General features: G+C 35.6%; 9 protein-coding genes and 1 pseudogene. 2 read left to right on the top strand and 8 right to left on the bottom strand.

Features of this window, described 5'->3' with window-relative positions; all coding sequences use genetic code 11:
* Window positions 1-87: 87 nt before the first annotated feature.
* From V179_RS0122630 to V179_RS0122585, 8 genes and pseudogenes are all read right to left on the bottom strand, one after another.
* Window positions 88-1,014 carry an HNH endonuclease gene (locus tag V179_RS0122630; RefSeq protein WP_028393490.1) on the bottom strand — a complete coding sequence of 309 codons (927 nt, stop codon included), beginning with the start codon at window positions 1,012-1,014 and terminating at the stop codon, window positions 88-90.
* Window positions 1,001-3,040, bottom strand: a complete 2,040-nt coding sequence (locus tag V179_RS0122625; protein WP_028393489.1) for an AAA family ATPase — start codon at window positions 3,038-3,040, stop codon at window positions 1,001-1,003. The genes V179_RS0122630 and V179_RS0122625 overlap by 14 nt, the downstream gene beginning before the upstream one ends.
* 1,357 nt (window positions 3,041-4,397) lie before the next feature.
* On the bottom strand, window positions 4,398-6,836 hold the full coding sequence (locus tag V179_RS0122615) for an S-layer homology domain-containing protein (protein ID WP_028393487.1): 2,439 nt from the start codon (window positions 6,834-6,836) through the stop codon (window positions 4,398-4,400).
* 524 nt (window positions 6,837-7,360) lie between these two features.
* Window positions 7,361-8,371, bottom strand: a pseudogene (locus tag V179_RS28540) (IS3 family transposase); the annotation flags it as partial.
* A 208-nt stretch (window positions 8,372-8,579) separates the two neighbouring features.
* Window positions 8,580-9,968: an O-antigen ligase family protein gene (locus V179_RS0122600; protein ID WP_028393486.1), complete on the bottom strand. Its 1,389-nt coding sequence runs from the start codon at window positions 9,966-9,968 to the stop codon at window positions 8,580-8,582.
* A gap of 200 nt (window positions 9,969-10,168) precedes the next feature.
* Complete coding sequence (locus V179_RS0122595; protein ID WP_028393485.1) at window positions 10,169-11,290, bottom strand: glycosyltransferase; 1,122 nt, start codon at window positions 11,288-11,290, stop codon at window positions 10,169-10,171.
* 99 nt (window positions 11,291-11,389) lie between these two features.
* Complete coding sequence (locus tag V179_RS0122590; RefSeq protein ID WP_028393484.1) at window positions 11,390-12,103, bottom strand: WecB/TagA/CpsF family glycosyltransferase; 714 nt, start codon at window positions 12,101-12,103, stop codon at window positions 11,390-11,392.
* 14 nt (window positions 12,104-12,117) lie between these two features.
* The gene (locus V179_RS0122585) at window positions 12,118-13,413 is read right to left on the bottom strand and encodes a nucleotide sugar dehydrogenase (protein ID WP_028393483.1); all 1,296 of its coding nucleotides are present in this window, start codon (window positions 13,411-13,413) and stop codon (window positions 12,118-12,120) included.
* Between the two features lie 392 nt (window positions 13,414-13,805).
* Here V179_RS0122585 and csaB point away from each other — a divergent pair, with 392 nt between their 5' ends.
* Together csaB and V179_RS0122575 are read left to right on the top strand one after the other, a co-directional pair.
* Entirely contained in the window at window positions 13,806-14,912 is a 1,107-nt protein-coding gene (gene csaB / locus V179_RS0122580) for a polysaccharide pyruvyl transferase CsaB (protein WP_028393482.1), read from the top strand.
* 18 nt (window positions 14,913-14,930) lie between these two features.
* Entirely contained in the window at window positions 14,931-16,100 is a 1,170-nt protein-coding gene (locus V179_RS0122575; protein WP_028393481.1) for a glycosyltransferase family 4 protein, read from the top strand.
* The last annotated feature ends 79 nt before the right edge of the window (window positions 16,101-16,179 follow it).

Raw genomic sequence — 16,179 nt, 5'->3', positions numbered from 1 at the left:
TAAACCTTGTTAGGGGAAGACCACAGTTACTTGAATCAGTAAAGATTTGATTTAATCATCTTTTTACATGTTATTCATATAACATTATTATTTACTAGAAATTATTTTAAACTCTTCATATATGTCATGTGTTAACTTCGATAGAGGCCGCTTATCCCAACTTCCCTTTTCAATATTACTCATAAATATTGAATTAATCACTTCACTTTTTGACTGAAACAAATCAGGGAACTCCTCTAACAATTCATCAATTCTACTATCATTATATATAACTGCATTCCGAATAATATCCCTAACATAATCTTTATGCTCTTTATATAATAACTCAATTTTCAAGTATTGATTTTGATTTTCAACCTTACATTTTTGCTTTTCATCTTTACATATCACCTTTATATCAAAACTGTTACTTGCCCCTGTCCAGTATAAAAAATCATTATTAATAGGACTTGTTTGGAAAACTACATCACTCCCGAATTCATCCTCATAAGGATAATACAAATCATGTTCGTAAGTATTTAAATCATGCTTTTTAGAATTACAAATACTGCAACTAGGTATCAAATTATACAAAGAAACCGACAAATAAGAAAAACGACTCTTGGGAAAAAAATGGTCAAATTGAGGTCGAATCCCTTCGTTTGCTAAAGTAAATGTATACTGCCTGTTACAGTATGGACAAACTCTAACATTTAATTTTTCCAGAAGTGATTTTGACCAAATTCTATTGGTGAAATTTGTATATAATTTATCAAATCGATCCTTTTTTTCCAATGGGATTTCACCAATAGTTTTAATAATTTCAATTAAATCACTTTTGTTTCCAATAATTAACTTTTTAAGTTTCTTTTCATCGATGCTTCCGGATTCATCAGAAAAGTAGTCTTGTAAATTTTTATATTTTGATATTCCATTTACATCTTCAATAATGGATTTAATACTTTTTCTATTATCTTTAAAATGTTCTGTTTGAATTAATTCCTTAATATTGTCATCAATTTCAATCTTTATCATTCTGTTTTTCCTCTAATTCATTTACATGTATTTGGAGTTTTTCTATTTGTTTCATTAAAACTTCAAATGTGTCTGAAATCCTTCTTGGTTCTTCATATTTTTTTAGCTTCCCTTTCAGTTTTAAATTTTCATTATATAAATCAGTATAGTTTAATAGAAATTTATCGTTAAACATTTTCATAATTCTGTTTTGTATCAATGGCTCACCGATAGAATTAATAATATATAACCACTCATTTTTTTGTTCCTCAGTCACATCTTCAATTTTGCTATCATTAATTGATGAAATAACTTCTTTTATTTTATTAGTTGCAAACTCTCCCATTGTAGAAGACATAAAGAATCCATCTTTTAGAAGAGTGTGGATATTGGCCCCGAAAGTATTAAGTAGTCTTTTTACTGGCTTACAATAACCAGTGCTATCCTTTTCTAAATAGATAATACTGTTAGATTGAATGTCAGATAAAATAAATGGAGAATGTGTTGAAATAATAACTTGAAATTTCTTTTTATCCTCACTTAAATCCTTTAAAAAGAGTACCAACTCATTTATAAAATTTCTTGTTAGTTCAGGATGCATTCTTTCCTCTGGTTCATCTAATAAAATAATATATTTTTCTTTAGTAGGTGTAAGTAGAGAAACCTGCTCATAAAGTGAAGCAAAAAATCCTAAATATGCAGTTTCACCGTCACTTAGATTCTCAATTGAATTATCAAAGAAACCACCAAACACAGTAAACATTTCATTAATTTCACTCTTTGCTTTTTCGTCAACAGTTACGTCAATAACTCGTAAAAGTTTATTCATACTTACTTGTTTTGTAATATCTATACTTATATAATCCTTGTGAAATTTAAAACTTTTGTTCATGGACAATTCGTCAGCTAAAGCCGTATAGCATTTTAAAACATGCTGAGTGCCGTCCTCATCTTTAATGTAACTATCAGATATTCTTTTTATAATATTAAAATAATAATCCTTATAACCTTTCAAAGACTTTCTTTTTACATTAATTTCAGGTAATAGTTCTTCTTTGTTCACCTTTATCTCACTATTTTCAATATTATTAATAGAACTAAAAAAGTACTGTACAAAGGATTCGAGAACTTTACATACTTCCTTTTCTCTTCCATTAAGTTCATTATATGAAAATTGCATCACCAGTTTGTTTTCATCATTGATACCATCAGTTAAAAAATAACTGTTATAACTGATTTTCAGGGTATATTTATCATTTTGAAACATAAGCCTTTTAGGTTTTTGCAATTGTTTATATAGCATTTGTACCTTCATAGCTAATAATTTTGATTGAAAGTATGCATTTCTTCTTGGAACAGAAATTCTGTAATCATCTTCTGGTTTAGTAGAACTATAATCATAATATTTATCGTTGAGATTTTCACGGAGTGATATTATGACAAGTTTATCCTGTTCCCTTTTGTTATCTCCATAATATCTCATACCTTCTGTTCTATATTCTCCCAGCCTATCATTTAAATCATATCTATGTATTAACATTTCCTCTCTATAATTGCATATTAATGCAAACCAATATTTACTCCTCCAATAGGCAATATCTAATCCAGATTCAAATTTTATAATGCTTTGAAAACTATCAATATCATTGCCCTCAAAGCAAAATAAATCTTGATCATTATCATCTTTGCCCATATAGTAGATGAAAAAATAAATTGAATGTTTAATTTCAGCTTCAACATCACCTGGTATTCGAAAGGGGCCTTTCTTTTTTTTGTATTTTACTTCAAATTCAGCGTTATTTTTATTCCTATCGTTAGTTCTTAGTCCTAATACATCTAATAAATTTGTTTTACCCACGCCGTTTTTACCTACTATAGCATTAATATTGGTTATATACTCCGGATAAATTGTGATATGAGTTTTGTTTGGTGTTATTTTAATGCTTTTATTGGATTTATCGAATTTTATTATAAATTTTTCACTAAAATGTAGTTCAACGTCTTTATAGTTTCTAAATTTTTCCATCCATGCATAAACCAACTCCATCCATTTCTCCCCCAAACTCTTTTTTAGTTACTATTGCAACAATCTAAAATAAGACTATATGGCGCACCCTTTGTTATTTCGACAATAATTTTAAATCTTTCAATTATATTTTAATAATCTCATCATATATTAACTTACTGTAATTTCCTTGATTGTGAAATTTATTTGAATTACTTCTTTAAAGCTGAATCCATTGACATAATAAGATTTATTCCACAAAATGGATCTTATATGTAAAAGAGCGTTACCCTTTTTCAAGGAGAGCGCCCAATTGCTGAATATGTAAAGTCCAAAGCCCCCGTTTGTTAAAAGGGATGTTATTACTTGGTTAGCGCCGAAACAAATAGAGCCCATAATATAATGGCAATTACAGTTAGATAGATTTTTATAGCAGCTACCCCAAATCTGTACGTTAGTCGAAAAAAAAAAGGATTGCGTAGCAACCCTTCTTGAACTAAACCCGTTAGTTTATTATTTTAGTAAATAATCCCCAATAGGGGGAATACCTTCTAATAAGTAAACAAATTGGATGGTTTCATCACTCCTTTTATGACCTCATTTTAGTGAGTAAAATTGCTCCCATAGAAACATATGTGAAACTCATACTAAGCTTATTAAGGATATTTCCGTTCTCATCAAATATTAGCATTAATATATAACAAATAAATAAAGAGATTGCGATTTTGCATATAATGTCATCAGCTTTATTTAAGTTGATTCTATTTAAGAAGTCCTTCACCGTTACAACAAATACAATGCTTGTGGGAATATACTGGATAGAATAAATTAGCTTAGGTTTAGAAAAAAACATTATAAATAGTTCGGAGAAGGTGTTCAAAAGTAGAAATGAGAAGAGGCTTAGAATACATGTTGCTACAAGACCAATAATTACAGCATTAAAATAATCGTTAATTTTTTTATTATAATGCATTAATACAAAGACTGTAGTAGGAATTATCAATCCAAATGCAATACTCATCGTTATTAATTCTGGATATTGTATCTCTTGCAAGTAAGATGAATCCTTATGTATGAGTGGAGCAAACCAACTTGTTAACGAGTAATTAATAAAGAACATACCGAAGTAGTAAAATGCTATTAACTTTATTAAAGGTATATATCTTTCCACTTTCAATCAACCTTAAGCCTTTCTGCATATTACTTCTTTTTTCCAAATTCCTCGATTTTTCCTAGCATCCAAATATCTTTGACTGTAAATTGTATTGCTACCCAACATTTAGGATAGAAGCGAAATCTTTAGGTAGTAACTGACACCTAACCGTTCAATCAAATAAGTTACTTTGCTAAAATGTTAAAAGAACCTAATAGTATTCTATTAGGCTCTTTTAAACTATTCTTAGTTTGTTTTTACGTTAATTGTAGTTGTTGCTAATGGTACAACTTCTCCAGTAGCTGTCACGTAAACTACAAGAGTTCCTTCAGCGCTTGCTGCAACTGTTCCAGTAACACTACCAGATGCAATAGCAGGAGCTGTAGTCCAATCTGATGAAGTACCAGAATATTTAACTGCTAAAGTAGCTAATACTTCTTCAGGATCTTTTGTGCCATTTTCATCAAGGTCAACGTAAATATCACCATTTGTATCTAATTGAGCTTTATAAGTGCTGTCACTTAAAGTAATTTTTTCAGGTTTTAATGCTACAGCATCAGCTAATGCCCCAACAGCTGTAATGTCTTTCAACTCTTCAAATTTCACATTAGTGATAGTTGGAGTTGAGTTTACTACAGTAATTGTAACAGATGCTCTTGTTACTGTACCTTCTTTAATTGAGATAGTTGTAGTACCTGCTTTTTTACCTGTAACAGTAACTGTTTTGTCATCTAAACCAATATCAGCAGTAGCAACCGCTGTGTTAGAAGAAGTTACAGTGTAAGTTGAAAGATCTTGAGAACCAATTTTGAAACCATCTTTATTGTAAGTGTTCCAAAGAATATCTACAGAAGTATCATCAGACCCGTGTACTACATCTAGTTTAAAGTCCGCAGCAGGATTTGCAACCTCTACTTTACGGCTAGCAACTGTGCTGTCATCTGAAACTTGTACAGATACAGTTTTCAATAATTTTGTAGAGTCAGCGTTCTTGATTTCAAGAGTTGTGCTACCTTTTGCACTTGCAACTGGTACTACGTCAAATTCAACTTTACCATCTACAACAGTAACAGTTTGTGGAGTTGCATTTGTTACTTCAGTATTTTTAGAAGTTACTACTACATCGCCTTCAAACTCATCACCGTATTGGTCAGTTACAGTTGTAGCAACTTTATCAGTGTTTCCATTGAATAATTTAACAGTGTTTGTGCTAGTTGCAACTGTAGTAGCTACACGAGCTCCAGATACAACTGTCACTGGTACTTCAACTTTTGCATCATCAGAAGTTACTGTGAATACAACTGATCCCGGCTTAATTGGAGTGATGTTTCCACTTCCATCGATAGTTGCTACAGCAGGGTTAGAAGATTTATAAGTTAGTGTTGGTGAAGCAACTGTTGCGCCACTTAAAGCCGAAACTTTGCTAACTTCTAAAGCAACTATTCCGTCTTGTACAGAAACTTTACCGCTAGTAACTTTAACATCACCTTGACTAAGCTTAGTTTCACCAATATTTGATACATGAGTATCAAAATCTAATACTTTAACTTCTTTAAGCTCAGACTCGATTGTAGTTTCACCTTTAGTTAACACAACTTTGTATGCAAACTTATCAGCAGGGGCTACCTTAGATTCATCAATTTCACCAGTAGAAGCATCAACAAGCACTTCTTGTGTTGTTTGGAATTCTACTGTATAGCCAGATGCTTTTAACTGTTCTACGTTAGCAGCAATGCTTTCATTATTAATATTAAATGAAAGGAATTGCTTGTCTTTCGCTCCGTCAATGCGTACATCTTTAACTGCAACTGAAGCTACATTTAAAGAGTAAGTAAACTTGAATTCAGTTACTTTATCTTCTTGACCTTCAACTTTTTCTGTAACCTTTAATACAGCTTCTTTATCATTTTCAAATGATTTTTCGAAAGTCACTGTAGCAGATGTTTTATCTTCGCTAACTTCATAATTAGCTACTTTATTTCCTTCTACACTGAAGTTCTCTGCTTTTAATACATCTAAAGCAGCACCAGTTAATTTTAACTCTTTATGGTTAATCGCACTTACACTTTTAACTTCAGGTGCAACAGGTGTAACGTCGTTTGCAGCTTTGTATAAGAAGATTGCATAGTCACCGCGTTTTGCAGTTTGAGTTGTACCGAATTTGTCTGCTGCAGTTCCGTTAGTGATTTTGTTAGCTACTAGAGCAGAAACTGCTTCTTTGTAACGGTCGCTAACATCTGTGAAGTTTACAGATCCATCACCTTTAAGATCGAATCCTTTTTGGATCCATACAGCTAATTCACCACGAGTGATTTTGCTGCTTGCATCAAATGAAGTAGCTGTTTTACCGTTAGTAATTCCAGCTGCTTTAAGAGCATTTACGTATTTAGCTGCACGTGCAGGTACATCAGTGAAACCAGAAGCTGGTGCAGCTTCGATGTCAAGACCTAGTACTTTTACAATTAGAACAGCTGCATCAACACGAGTAATCTCTTCGTTTACACCGAATGATGTTTCAGTGATACCGTTTGCTCCTTTTGAAACTAAGAAATCTACTGCATCTTTATATTTATCTGATACATCTGAGAATGCTGCAGATGCTATTGGAGCAATTGCTCCTGCTACTAAAGTAGCTGTTGCTGCCGTAGCAACGAATTTACGATAAGACTTTGGTTGGTAAGCCATGTAATAAAATCCTCCCCGTTTTGAAAAAAAAATTTAATATTATCGATGATTAAACATCGAAATAAACAGAATAATTGAACCACTCTTAATCTATCATAGAAATATTTGGAAATCAAATAATATTATGGATTAAGAGATTAGACAATCTTGGTTTCTATTTTACCAAAACTAACAATTTTTTCAACTATTTTTTCACAAATTTCTCATTTTTGTTAAATATGTGTTCATCTTTTTACTATGTAACAGTACGATTACCACACTTTTACATTATAACCACAATTAAAGAAAATTGGTAGAGTTTATTTTTGGAAATTTATAGAATTGTAAAATCCACCTTCTTTTGTCATCTAATCTAGTAATAAAGTCGGTTTTTCACTATTACGTTATCATTTAATAGTTTTAGGGCCAAATGCTACTTTTGTATGATTCTTCGTAAACAAGGAGGTATTCAATTTTAAAAAAAAGAGCCCAAAAGGCAAACTGCCTCTTAAAGTGACCCCAAAAAGTTAGACACGATTATTTCATTAGACAGCTTGTTGGGCATGGGTTCGGTATTGTACCGGACTCATGCCTTTTAATTTTGCCTTAATTCGTTGATTGTTATAATATTTATGTATTTCTCCAGTTCTAGTTTAAAATGTTCAAAACCTTCAAACTCTTTGAAATATAGAAACTCTGATTTCATAATGCCAAAGAAAATCTCCATAACGGAATTATTGTAACAGTTGCCCTTAGGATGCTTTGTGTAATACCTCGCTCTTTTAAAGAGAAGCTATACTGTTTCATTTGATAGTGCCAGCCCTGATTGGTATGCATTAGAAGCTCTTCCTCTTCAGATAAGCATTCAAACGCCTTATCTAACATCTCTGAAACAAGGGAGTAGGTGGGTCTAGATCCGATTGTATAGGTAATGATTTCACCGTTAAATAAATCTAAAACAGGCGTTAAATAGCGTTTCCCCCCGAATAATTTAATCTCTGTAATGTCTGTTACCCACTTCTGATTTGGCTTTTCTGCTTAAAATTAACGATCTAAAATGTTTGGCGCAATCTTGCTAGTCTTTCCTTTATTCAAACGATATTTCTTCGTACGGACAAGAGATTTTAATCCTAGTTCTTTCATGATTCGTTGAACTTTTTTACGATTGACTTTTTGTCCACTATTTTCCAATCTATTACGAATACGACGATAGCCATAACGTCCTTCATGTTCGTTATAGATGGATTGAATTAGTTTTTTTAGTTCCGTATCTGGATCAGACTTTCCATACTGCTTCACCAAATAATAATATGTACTTCGTGGAATTCCTGCTAGCTTCACTAATTCTTTCACCGAAAATTCATGCCTTAGTTCATAGACTACTTGTGCTTTGTCTTGTTTGGTGTTTTTTCCTTGTTTTGAACTAAAGCATTCCACTTTTTTAAATAGGCATTCTCCATTTTTAAACGTTCAATTTCCTCTAAAAGTGCTTCTTGTGAACCTTCTACTGCTTGTTTCTCCTTACGTACTTTTTTCACCAATGGACGTCCCTTTTTCATTCATCTAATTAAGTACGTCCCGATAGATTTATGGTCTATGCCTATTCGTTTACCTATGCCTCTATAGGATTCTTTCCCGTTTAGATAATTTCTAAAACCTTTAGTTTATCTTCAAATGAAAATTTCCCCATAAAAATACACCCCAATTGTTAGTTGTTGTGTCTAACAATTGGGGTGCAGTTCACTCTGGAGTCACTTTCTATCATCAATAATCGCTGCTCTTTTCACTGTTCTTATATAAGAATGCAAGTGTAAGTCCTGCAATTATCCAGAAAATAATATTAAGCTGTGGAATAAAGATTAGGTTGTTGGAAAGGTTCTGTACCATGAATGTCGCACTTCCCGCGAATATGCCGAGTGCCACAACCTGTCCAAGTAAATTTTGTTTAAAATACAAACGAGCAAGGTATAAGAAGTATGTCACGTACATGCTTAGGAAGGCTAGGATACCGATCGTTCCTGATTCAGCCATGACTTTCAAATATGAATTATGAACGGAATATTCATCATGTCCAATATTCAAATCTGGATATTTTGTGACGTATTCCTTATACCGGACTAAGTAGTTCCCTGTACCGACACCGATGATTGGATTGTCTTTAAACATTACCCAACCGGTTTTCCAAAGCGTCGTTCGTGAAACGACTGCGCGGTTTGTTGTTGCTTCTTCTTCTTTCTTTACTAGATCCACTTCATCAGATGGCTCATCGCCTGCTATATCAATATCATCGCCGCCAGGTAACACGTTTGGCGATGATGGGAATACAAGTGTTTGGATCGCATAGATTGCTGAGTTTGTTCTTGATTGGAAATCTGGCAAGAACATGACAACGGCAAAGAGAACAATCGATGCTATTAAAAGATGCGGCTTAAAAATATTCTTAATGAATTTCTTCGGCATAATGATAATAACTAACACGAGTGCACACGCCATTGTTACCCAAGCAGCTCTTGTGTACGTTAAAATTAGGTTGACAACGTATATGCCATAGAATGCAAAGAAGAATAACTGTATTTTTTTATTCTTAAAATAGACCACTGCAAATAGCAATAAAGATGGTATAACGAAATTAAGGAAAGCTGAGTAATAGTTCGGATTGGTGATCGTTGAATAGACCCGTCCCTTCGCCTCTTTTAAGGCATATAACCCAGCTACGTTTAGCTTGAAGTTAAATACATACGTTAAAATCCCGTAGACACCAACAATAAGTGCTGCTAAGGCAAACACTTTTGCGAAGTTGATGTATTGCTTCTTTGAGAAATCAACCTTCACGACAATTAAGAATAAGAACACATATGATATAAATCGTGCAATTTCCATAATCGCCGGTGTGAGCGATTGTGCTTTTACTAATGATATAAGTGATGCTAGTAAAAACAAGGCAAAGGTAATAACAAATGGTTTAACTGGAACATTATTTAGTTTAATGGTTCCTTTCATATATTCCCAGAACGCTATGATGACCAATAACGGAATTAAGATAATCTCTATGGATAAAGGCAAAGGCCCAACATCTGTTTTAAAATATACGAGCGGTACTAAAAATAAGTGTAATAACACAAGAATATACGTCAGGCTGTTCTTCTGATTCATCTTCGTCTCCCCTCATTTACTCGCAATGGGCCACTTTAGGCAAATGCTTAACTCCACCAATTTACTAACATTAAGTGATCCCCAACGCTGAGTAACCTTTTTTCAATTAAATATGGAACAAAATATCCTATTAAACATTACATGATGATAGTGTAAATAACAATAGAAATCATTCAATTTCCAAGCATATTTCTTGCATTTTACTTTATCGTGAACTTTTGTTTATCCAATATACTTTCATAGGTTTTACACGTTAATTCATATAATCGGTCGAGTGAAAAATTCGCTTTCGCATGCTCATATAGATTCAAACCACGTTCTTGTAGTTTGTTATCTATATGTAGCTGATAAGCTTCCTGCATCGCTCCACAATACGCTTCTACATCATTTACATCCGTCACCCAACCGTATCGCTCATCTGTCACAAGCTGCCTTACCCCACCAACATCAGTTGTAAGGACTGGGTTTTTTTGATTAGCCGCTTCTAATAAGGCGAGTGGAAAACTCTCACTATGTGATGCAAGCAACGCAACGTCCGATATACTATATATTTCGTCCACATCTTTCCTGAAGCCTAGGAAGTGAACTTGCTTGTCCAAACCTAGGTCATGAACCATACGTTCAATCTCCATTTTAATTGGACCATCTCCCACTAATAAAAGGTGGATCTTCAGGTTATTTAGCTTATTCAGTGCTTTTAATACCAGATCATGCCCTTTAATCGGATGAAGGCGGGCAACCATCGTGAGAACTAAATCATCATTTTTCAAGTTGAAGCTATGCCGCATTTCTGTATCTCTCTTTAGTGGCTCGATGAAATCTATCCCATTGTAGATCGATTGAATCTTATCGCCACTAATTCCGAGCTCCATTAAGTTTGCTTTAAAACGATCGGAAACTGCGAAAAAATAATCAATCTTTTTAAGCGTGGACAAGTTCAACTTTGTAAAAAGAAAACCTTTGACGCCACCCTTCATGAAATCAAGCTTTGGATCACTATGTATCGTTGTCACCCATACTGCTTTCATGTTCTTTTTGATGAGTGAAAGAAACAGGTTAGCTCTTGGGCCGTGTGAATGGACGATATCAAATTCTTCCTCGTTAATGAAGCCTGTCAACTTCTTTAATACAGAGAGGTCATAGCGTGAGCTCTGTTTCATTAATTCAACACGGATGCCCGCTTGTCTCGCTTCTTCTGCTAAGATCCCTTCCTGAAAAACAAGCAGACAGACTTGTTCTGTTGGAAATTTCTTAAGCAATGTATTGACGTGCTTACGGGAACCACCAGTTTCTCCACCGCTGATTACATGCAAAACTTTCATTTAAAAACCTCCGATACGGCTTCCATTCTATTAGCAAGAAACGGTTCATAACCCAAGAAAACCCCTCTGGTACGTTTTGCACCAAAGGGTCATTTGTGCTTATTTAGAGAACAACACTCTCATCAAGAACTTCGGCAAGGCGAGCTGGCGTTTTAGACGCTTCGGTTCCTTTAGCAATCGGTAAAGCCATTCGATACCAAATTTCCTAAAAAATAACGGAGCACGTTTCACTTGGCCAGCAAACACGTCAAAACTGCCTCCGACACCTTGAAAGACTCGAACATTTGTCTTATTCATATTTTCTTTAATCCAGAGCTCCTGCTTTGGGCTTCCCATGGCGACGAATAATAAATCCGCTTGCGCCTGATTGATTTTATCAAGGACGAGGTTTACGTCTTGGACATAGCCATTTTCATAGCCGGATATGTTAATATTCGGATATTTAGCTTCAATATTCTGCTTCGCCTTAACGACAACTTCTTCTTTTGCTCCGTACAAGAACACCTTGTATCCGGATTGTGCAGCAAACTGAAGGAGTCGATCCATCATATCAACACCTGTCACCCGAGAAGAGATGCTACCTCCTTTTAATTTAGAGGCAAGCAGGATACCTATTCCATCCGGAATTTGGTACGTAGATGAATTAATCAACTGTTTTAGTTCTTCATTCTCCTCTGCTTTGATCACTTTTTCTGGATTTACGGCTATGATCGTCGACTTTTCATTCCGCTCCATTCTCTTTTGTAGATCAACAATAATTTCTTCGTAGTTTAATGGTGAAACATCAACACCGAAGTATGTTTCTTTTTTCATGTTCATCTTCCTTATTATTCAGATACAGGCTCTTCCTGAATCGCTGATAATTTCGTTAAGTCACCAATACGGTAAACTGTTAAGTTTGTGTCATCTGCAGTTTTCAAGCAATTTCTCGTATCGAAAATCACTGGTGTTTTCATATTGTCTAGTAATAGCTTTTCATCCACTGATTTAAATTCATTATGGTCCACGAGAATGACAAGTAAATGAGCATCTTTTGTTGCTTCTTTAAAAGAAGCGAGTGGGAATGACACTTGTTCATCTCTCACGTGCGGATCATGAATTCGTACATCATATCTTGAATCTCTCCGTAATTTTTCAGCAATTTCAAGAGCTGGACTTTCACGAATATCATCGATGTTGCCTTTATAAGTTAAGCCGCATATAGCAAGGGCAGGCTTGTCCAATTCAGCAGTCATTCTGTCGATTTGTTCAACTACAAAGTCTGGCATTGAGTTATTGATACGTCTGCTTTCTGTAATTAGCGGTGACTCTTCTTTTGCCTTTTCAATAATGAAATAAGGGTCAACTGCTAAACAGTGACCACCAACACCAGGTCCTGGCAAGTGAATGTTTACGCGTGGATGGCGATTTGCAAGTTCAATTACGTGATGTGCATTAACCCCAAGGCGTGCAGAAATCTTCGCAAGCTCATTGGCTAATGCGATGTTTACATCACGGAAAGTATTCTCCATTAGCTTAGACATTTCTGCTGTAACAGCTTCTGTTTCGATTACATCTCCTGTAACGACAGCACGGTATACATCCGCTGCTTTCTTCGCTGCTTTTGGTGTAAGACCTCCGACAATACGAGTGTTCTCGATTAATTCAATTAATATTCTTCCAGGAAGGACACGTTCTGGACAATGCGCAAGATATACATCGTTAAACGGATCAAATCCGGCTTCTTTTATAATAGGTGCCACTACATCATCAATCGTCCGCGGCGGAATTGTGGATTCGACGATTACGACGCTCCCCTTCTCCAAAAACGGCACGATTCCCTTTGTTGCATCAATCACATAGTCGACATTCGCAGAATAGTCATCGTGAATCGGTGTTGGCACCGCGATGATGAAAACATCAGCTTTCTCTGCTGTCACAGAAGCCCTAAGCTTTCCTTTCGACACTACTTCTTCCACTAATTCTGGAAGCCCAACTTCTTCTATGTGTATTTTCCCTTTATTTAAAGAATCTACAACTTTTTCATTTACATCAATTCCAACTACTTCATATCCTGCCTTGGCAAATACGGATGCAGTTGGTAAACCAATATATCCTAATCCGATAACACAAATTTTTTCCATGTGACAAGGACCTCACTTATTTTAGTAATTCATGATCAAATGCGCCTTGGCGTATTTGCGCCCGATTTTTTTCGAGCTTGCTCGAAAAATTTCCTCTGAAAAATTGTGGCATAGGCCTGCGGCTTTATTCACCGGGGTTTGTACCCCCACTGAATGGTTTACTCTTTTTGCATTCATCCCTTAAATTTAGAAGTAGGGAACTTCTGCTGAATAAAGTCAAACTTCTTTTAATTTCTAAAATAGTATATCAGAAGTGCAGAGCAGTTGCATTAATAAGATTGATAGGTGTGCGCATGAATGGTAAAATACATGGGTGATTAACTGGAAAGATGTTTCCTATTAACCAGCTTCTTTACATACTACTGTAATTCTCTACAGAGGAGGAAAACTTTTTGAAGATTGTTATTTCAGGCTTCTATGGTCTCGGCAACACTGGTGACGAAGCCATTCTTGAATCAATTATAGATAACTTACGTGAAGGCTTGGACCATCCAGAACTTACCGTTTTCTCACTTTCACCCGAGCAAACAGCTAATACTTTCCAGGTGAAGAGCGTATACCGAGGCTGGCGCCATCAATTTAAAGAAAAAGTGAGAGCGCTTAAGGACGCTGATTTATTAATTTCAGGCGGTGGCGGTTTGCTTCAAGATGCTTATCCGACTAAATTCCTTTTTGGTCCGCTTCCTTATTATTTACTGATTGTTTTGCTAGCAAAACTATGCGGGACGAAAGTCATGTTTTTTTCCCAAGGAATTGGTCCCGTTACATCCCGCTGGGGCAAGATATTAATGAAACTGTCCAATCTTGCTGACTTCATTACTGTTCGTGACCAGTACTCTAAGGATTATTTAGAGAATTTAGGGATTAAGAAACCAGAAACCGTTGTTACTTCAGATATTGTGTTTGCATTTAAAAAGAAAGAAGACAATCGCTGCATACAGTCTCTTCCTTTAAAAGGTACTGAGAAATTAGTAGCTGTTTCTGTTCGCCCTTGGTTCGAGCATGTGCAACAATTCGAGCAGATGGCTACCATTCTTGATACATTAATTGAAGAGCGAGGAGTGACTCCTGTTTTCGTTCCGATGGAAGGTCATCATGATAAAAAGGCGAGCGAGCAAGTAATGGCTCATATGAAGTCGGCAGATCGAACCTTAATGCTCGGAACAGGCTTCACGCCTAATCAGTATTTAAATTTTATCGGAGAGTGTGACATGACTATCGGGATGAGACTTCATGCCTTGATTTTCTCCACTTTGATGGGTATTCCACATATCGGCTTCAGCTATGATAAAAAGGTAGAAAGCTTATTAAAGCGAAGCGGGATGTGGGATTACTCCGCTGATTTACATGAAATTGATGTTCCGCAATTAACAGCGAACGCCTTGAAGCTATTAGATGAGCGTGCTCACTACAGCGAGATTGTTACAACTAATGCTCAAGCTATGCGCTCAGAAGCATTACGCAATATTGAATTACTGAAAGAAAAATTCCAAGTCTAACGTTAGAGGAGTCTATTCATGAAAATTTTAATTGCTACCGCCTATGATTACCCTCATGCAGGAGGACTATCTACACATGTTGCAACCCTCCAAGCAGGTCTTGAGGCACTTGGCCACGAAGTGGATGTATTGTCGTTTTCTGATGTATCACCCATATCAAGAAAGTTATTAGCTCAAGGTCCAAGCTTTCTTTTAAATAAATTAAAAAGAGGAAAAGGCATTATCTGGAGCCATAAGATGCGTCAAAGATTCCTAAAAGCATTGATTGAAAAAAATAAAGACAAGCAGTATGACATTATTAATGCCCAAGATCCTTTCACCACACTCGCAGCCTTGGAAAGCGGCATTCCAACCGTTTCAACGGTACATGGTTATATGACATTTGAATCTGTTAGTAAAGGCTCTATGGACGAAGGCAGTACCGAAGCAAAAATTATGCAAGATATCGAGGTCCAAGCGTATCAAGGTACAAGAAAAATTATTACGGTTGATCAACGTCTTCGTGATTATGTGAAGGACTTGTCAGGTGTTCAAGGTACAGCAGTCAGTAATTTTATTGATATCCATGGCTTCGAGCCGAACAAAACAAAGAAGGCTGAATTGCGTAAGACTTACAATGTCGATGTTGAGGCTCCGGTAATTTTTGTTCCGAGAAGATTGACGAAGAAAAACGGCGTCATCTATCCAGCACTTGCACTACCACAAATATTAAAGAGTGTGCCAAATGCTCAACTTATTTATGCAGGCAGTGGAGAGGCGTTAGCCAATATTAAAGAAATTGTCGCTGAGCATAAGCTTGAAGAACATGTAACGTTGCTTGGGGCAGTGTCCCACGATACAGTGAAAGATTATTATGCTTTGTCTGATGTCGTGCTCGTACCAAGTGTCCATTCAGCAGGTGTAGAGGAAGCCACTTCTATTTCCGCGTTGGAAGCAATGGGCTCTGGTTCTCCACTTGTAGCTTGTGCTGTCGGTGGCTTGAAGGAAATCGTCATTAACGGCGAAGACGGTATATTAGTAGAAGAAAAAAATGTGGAAGAGCTTGCTGAAGCAACTGCTTATCTATTGCAAAATCCTGAAAAGGGGCAAGAGATGGCAGATAAAGCCCGCGCAAAGATTGAACAGGACTACTCACATATTGCCGCGGCTAAAAAATATTTAGAAATCTATGAAAGTGCATTGAAATAAAATCCGACAGCGATTAGTTAGCAATATTTATCACTAATCGCTTGGTGCACAAAATAGGCTTTTGCGGGGTGTTTCCCAT

The organism is Bacillus cihuensis, assembly GCF_000504145.1.
GTDB lineage: Bacteria > Bacillota > Bacilli > Bacillales > DSM-1321 > Peribacillus > Peribacillus huizhouensis.
This window is presented reverse-complemented; position numbering and strand designations above follow the sequence as displayed.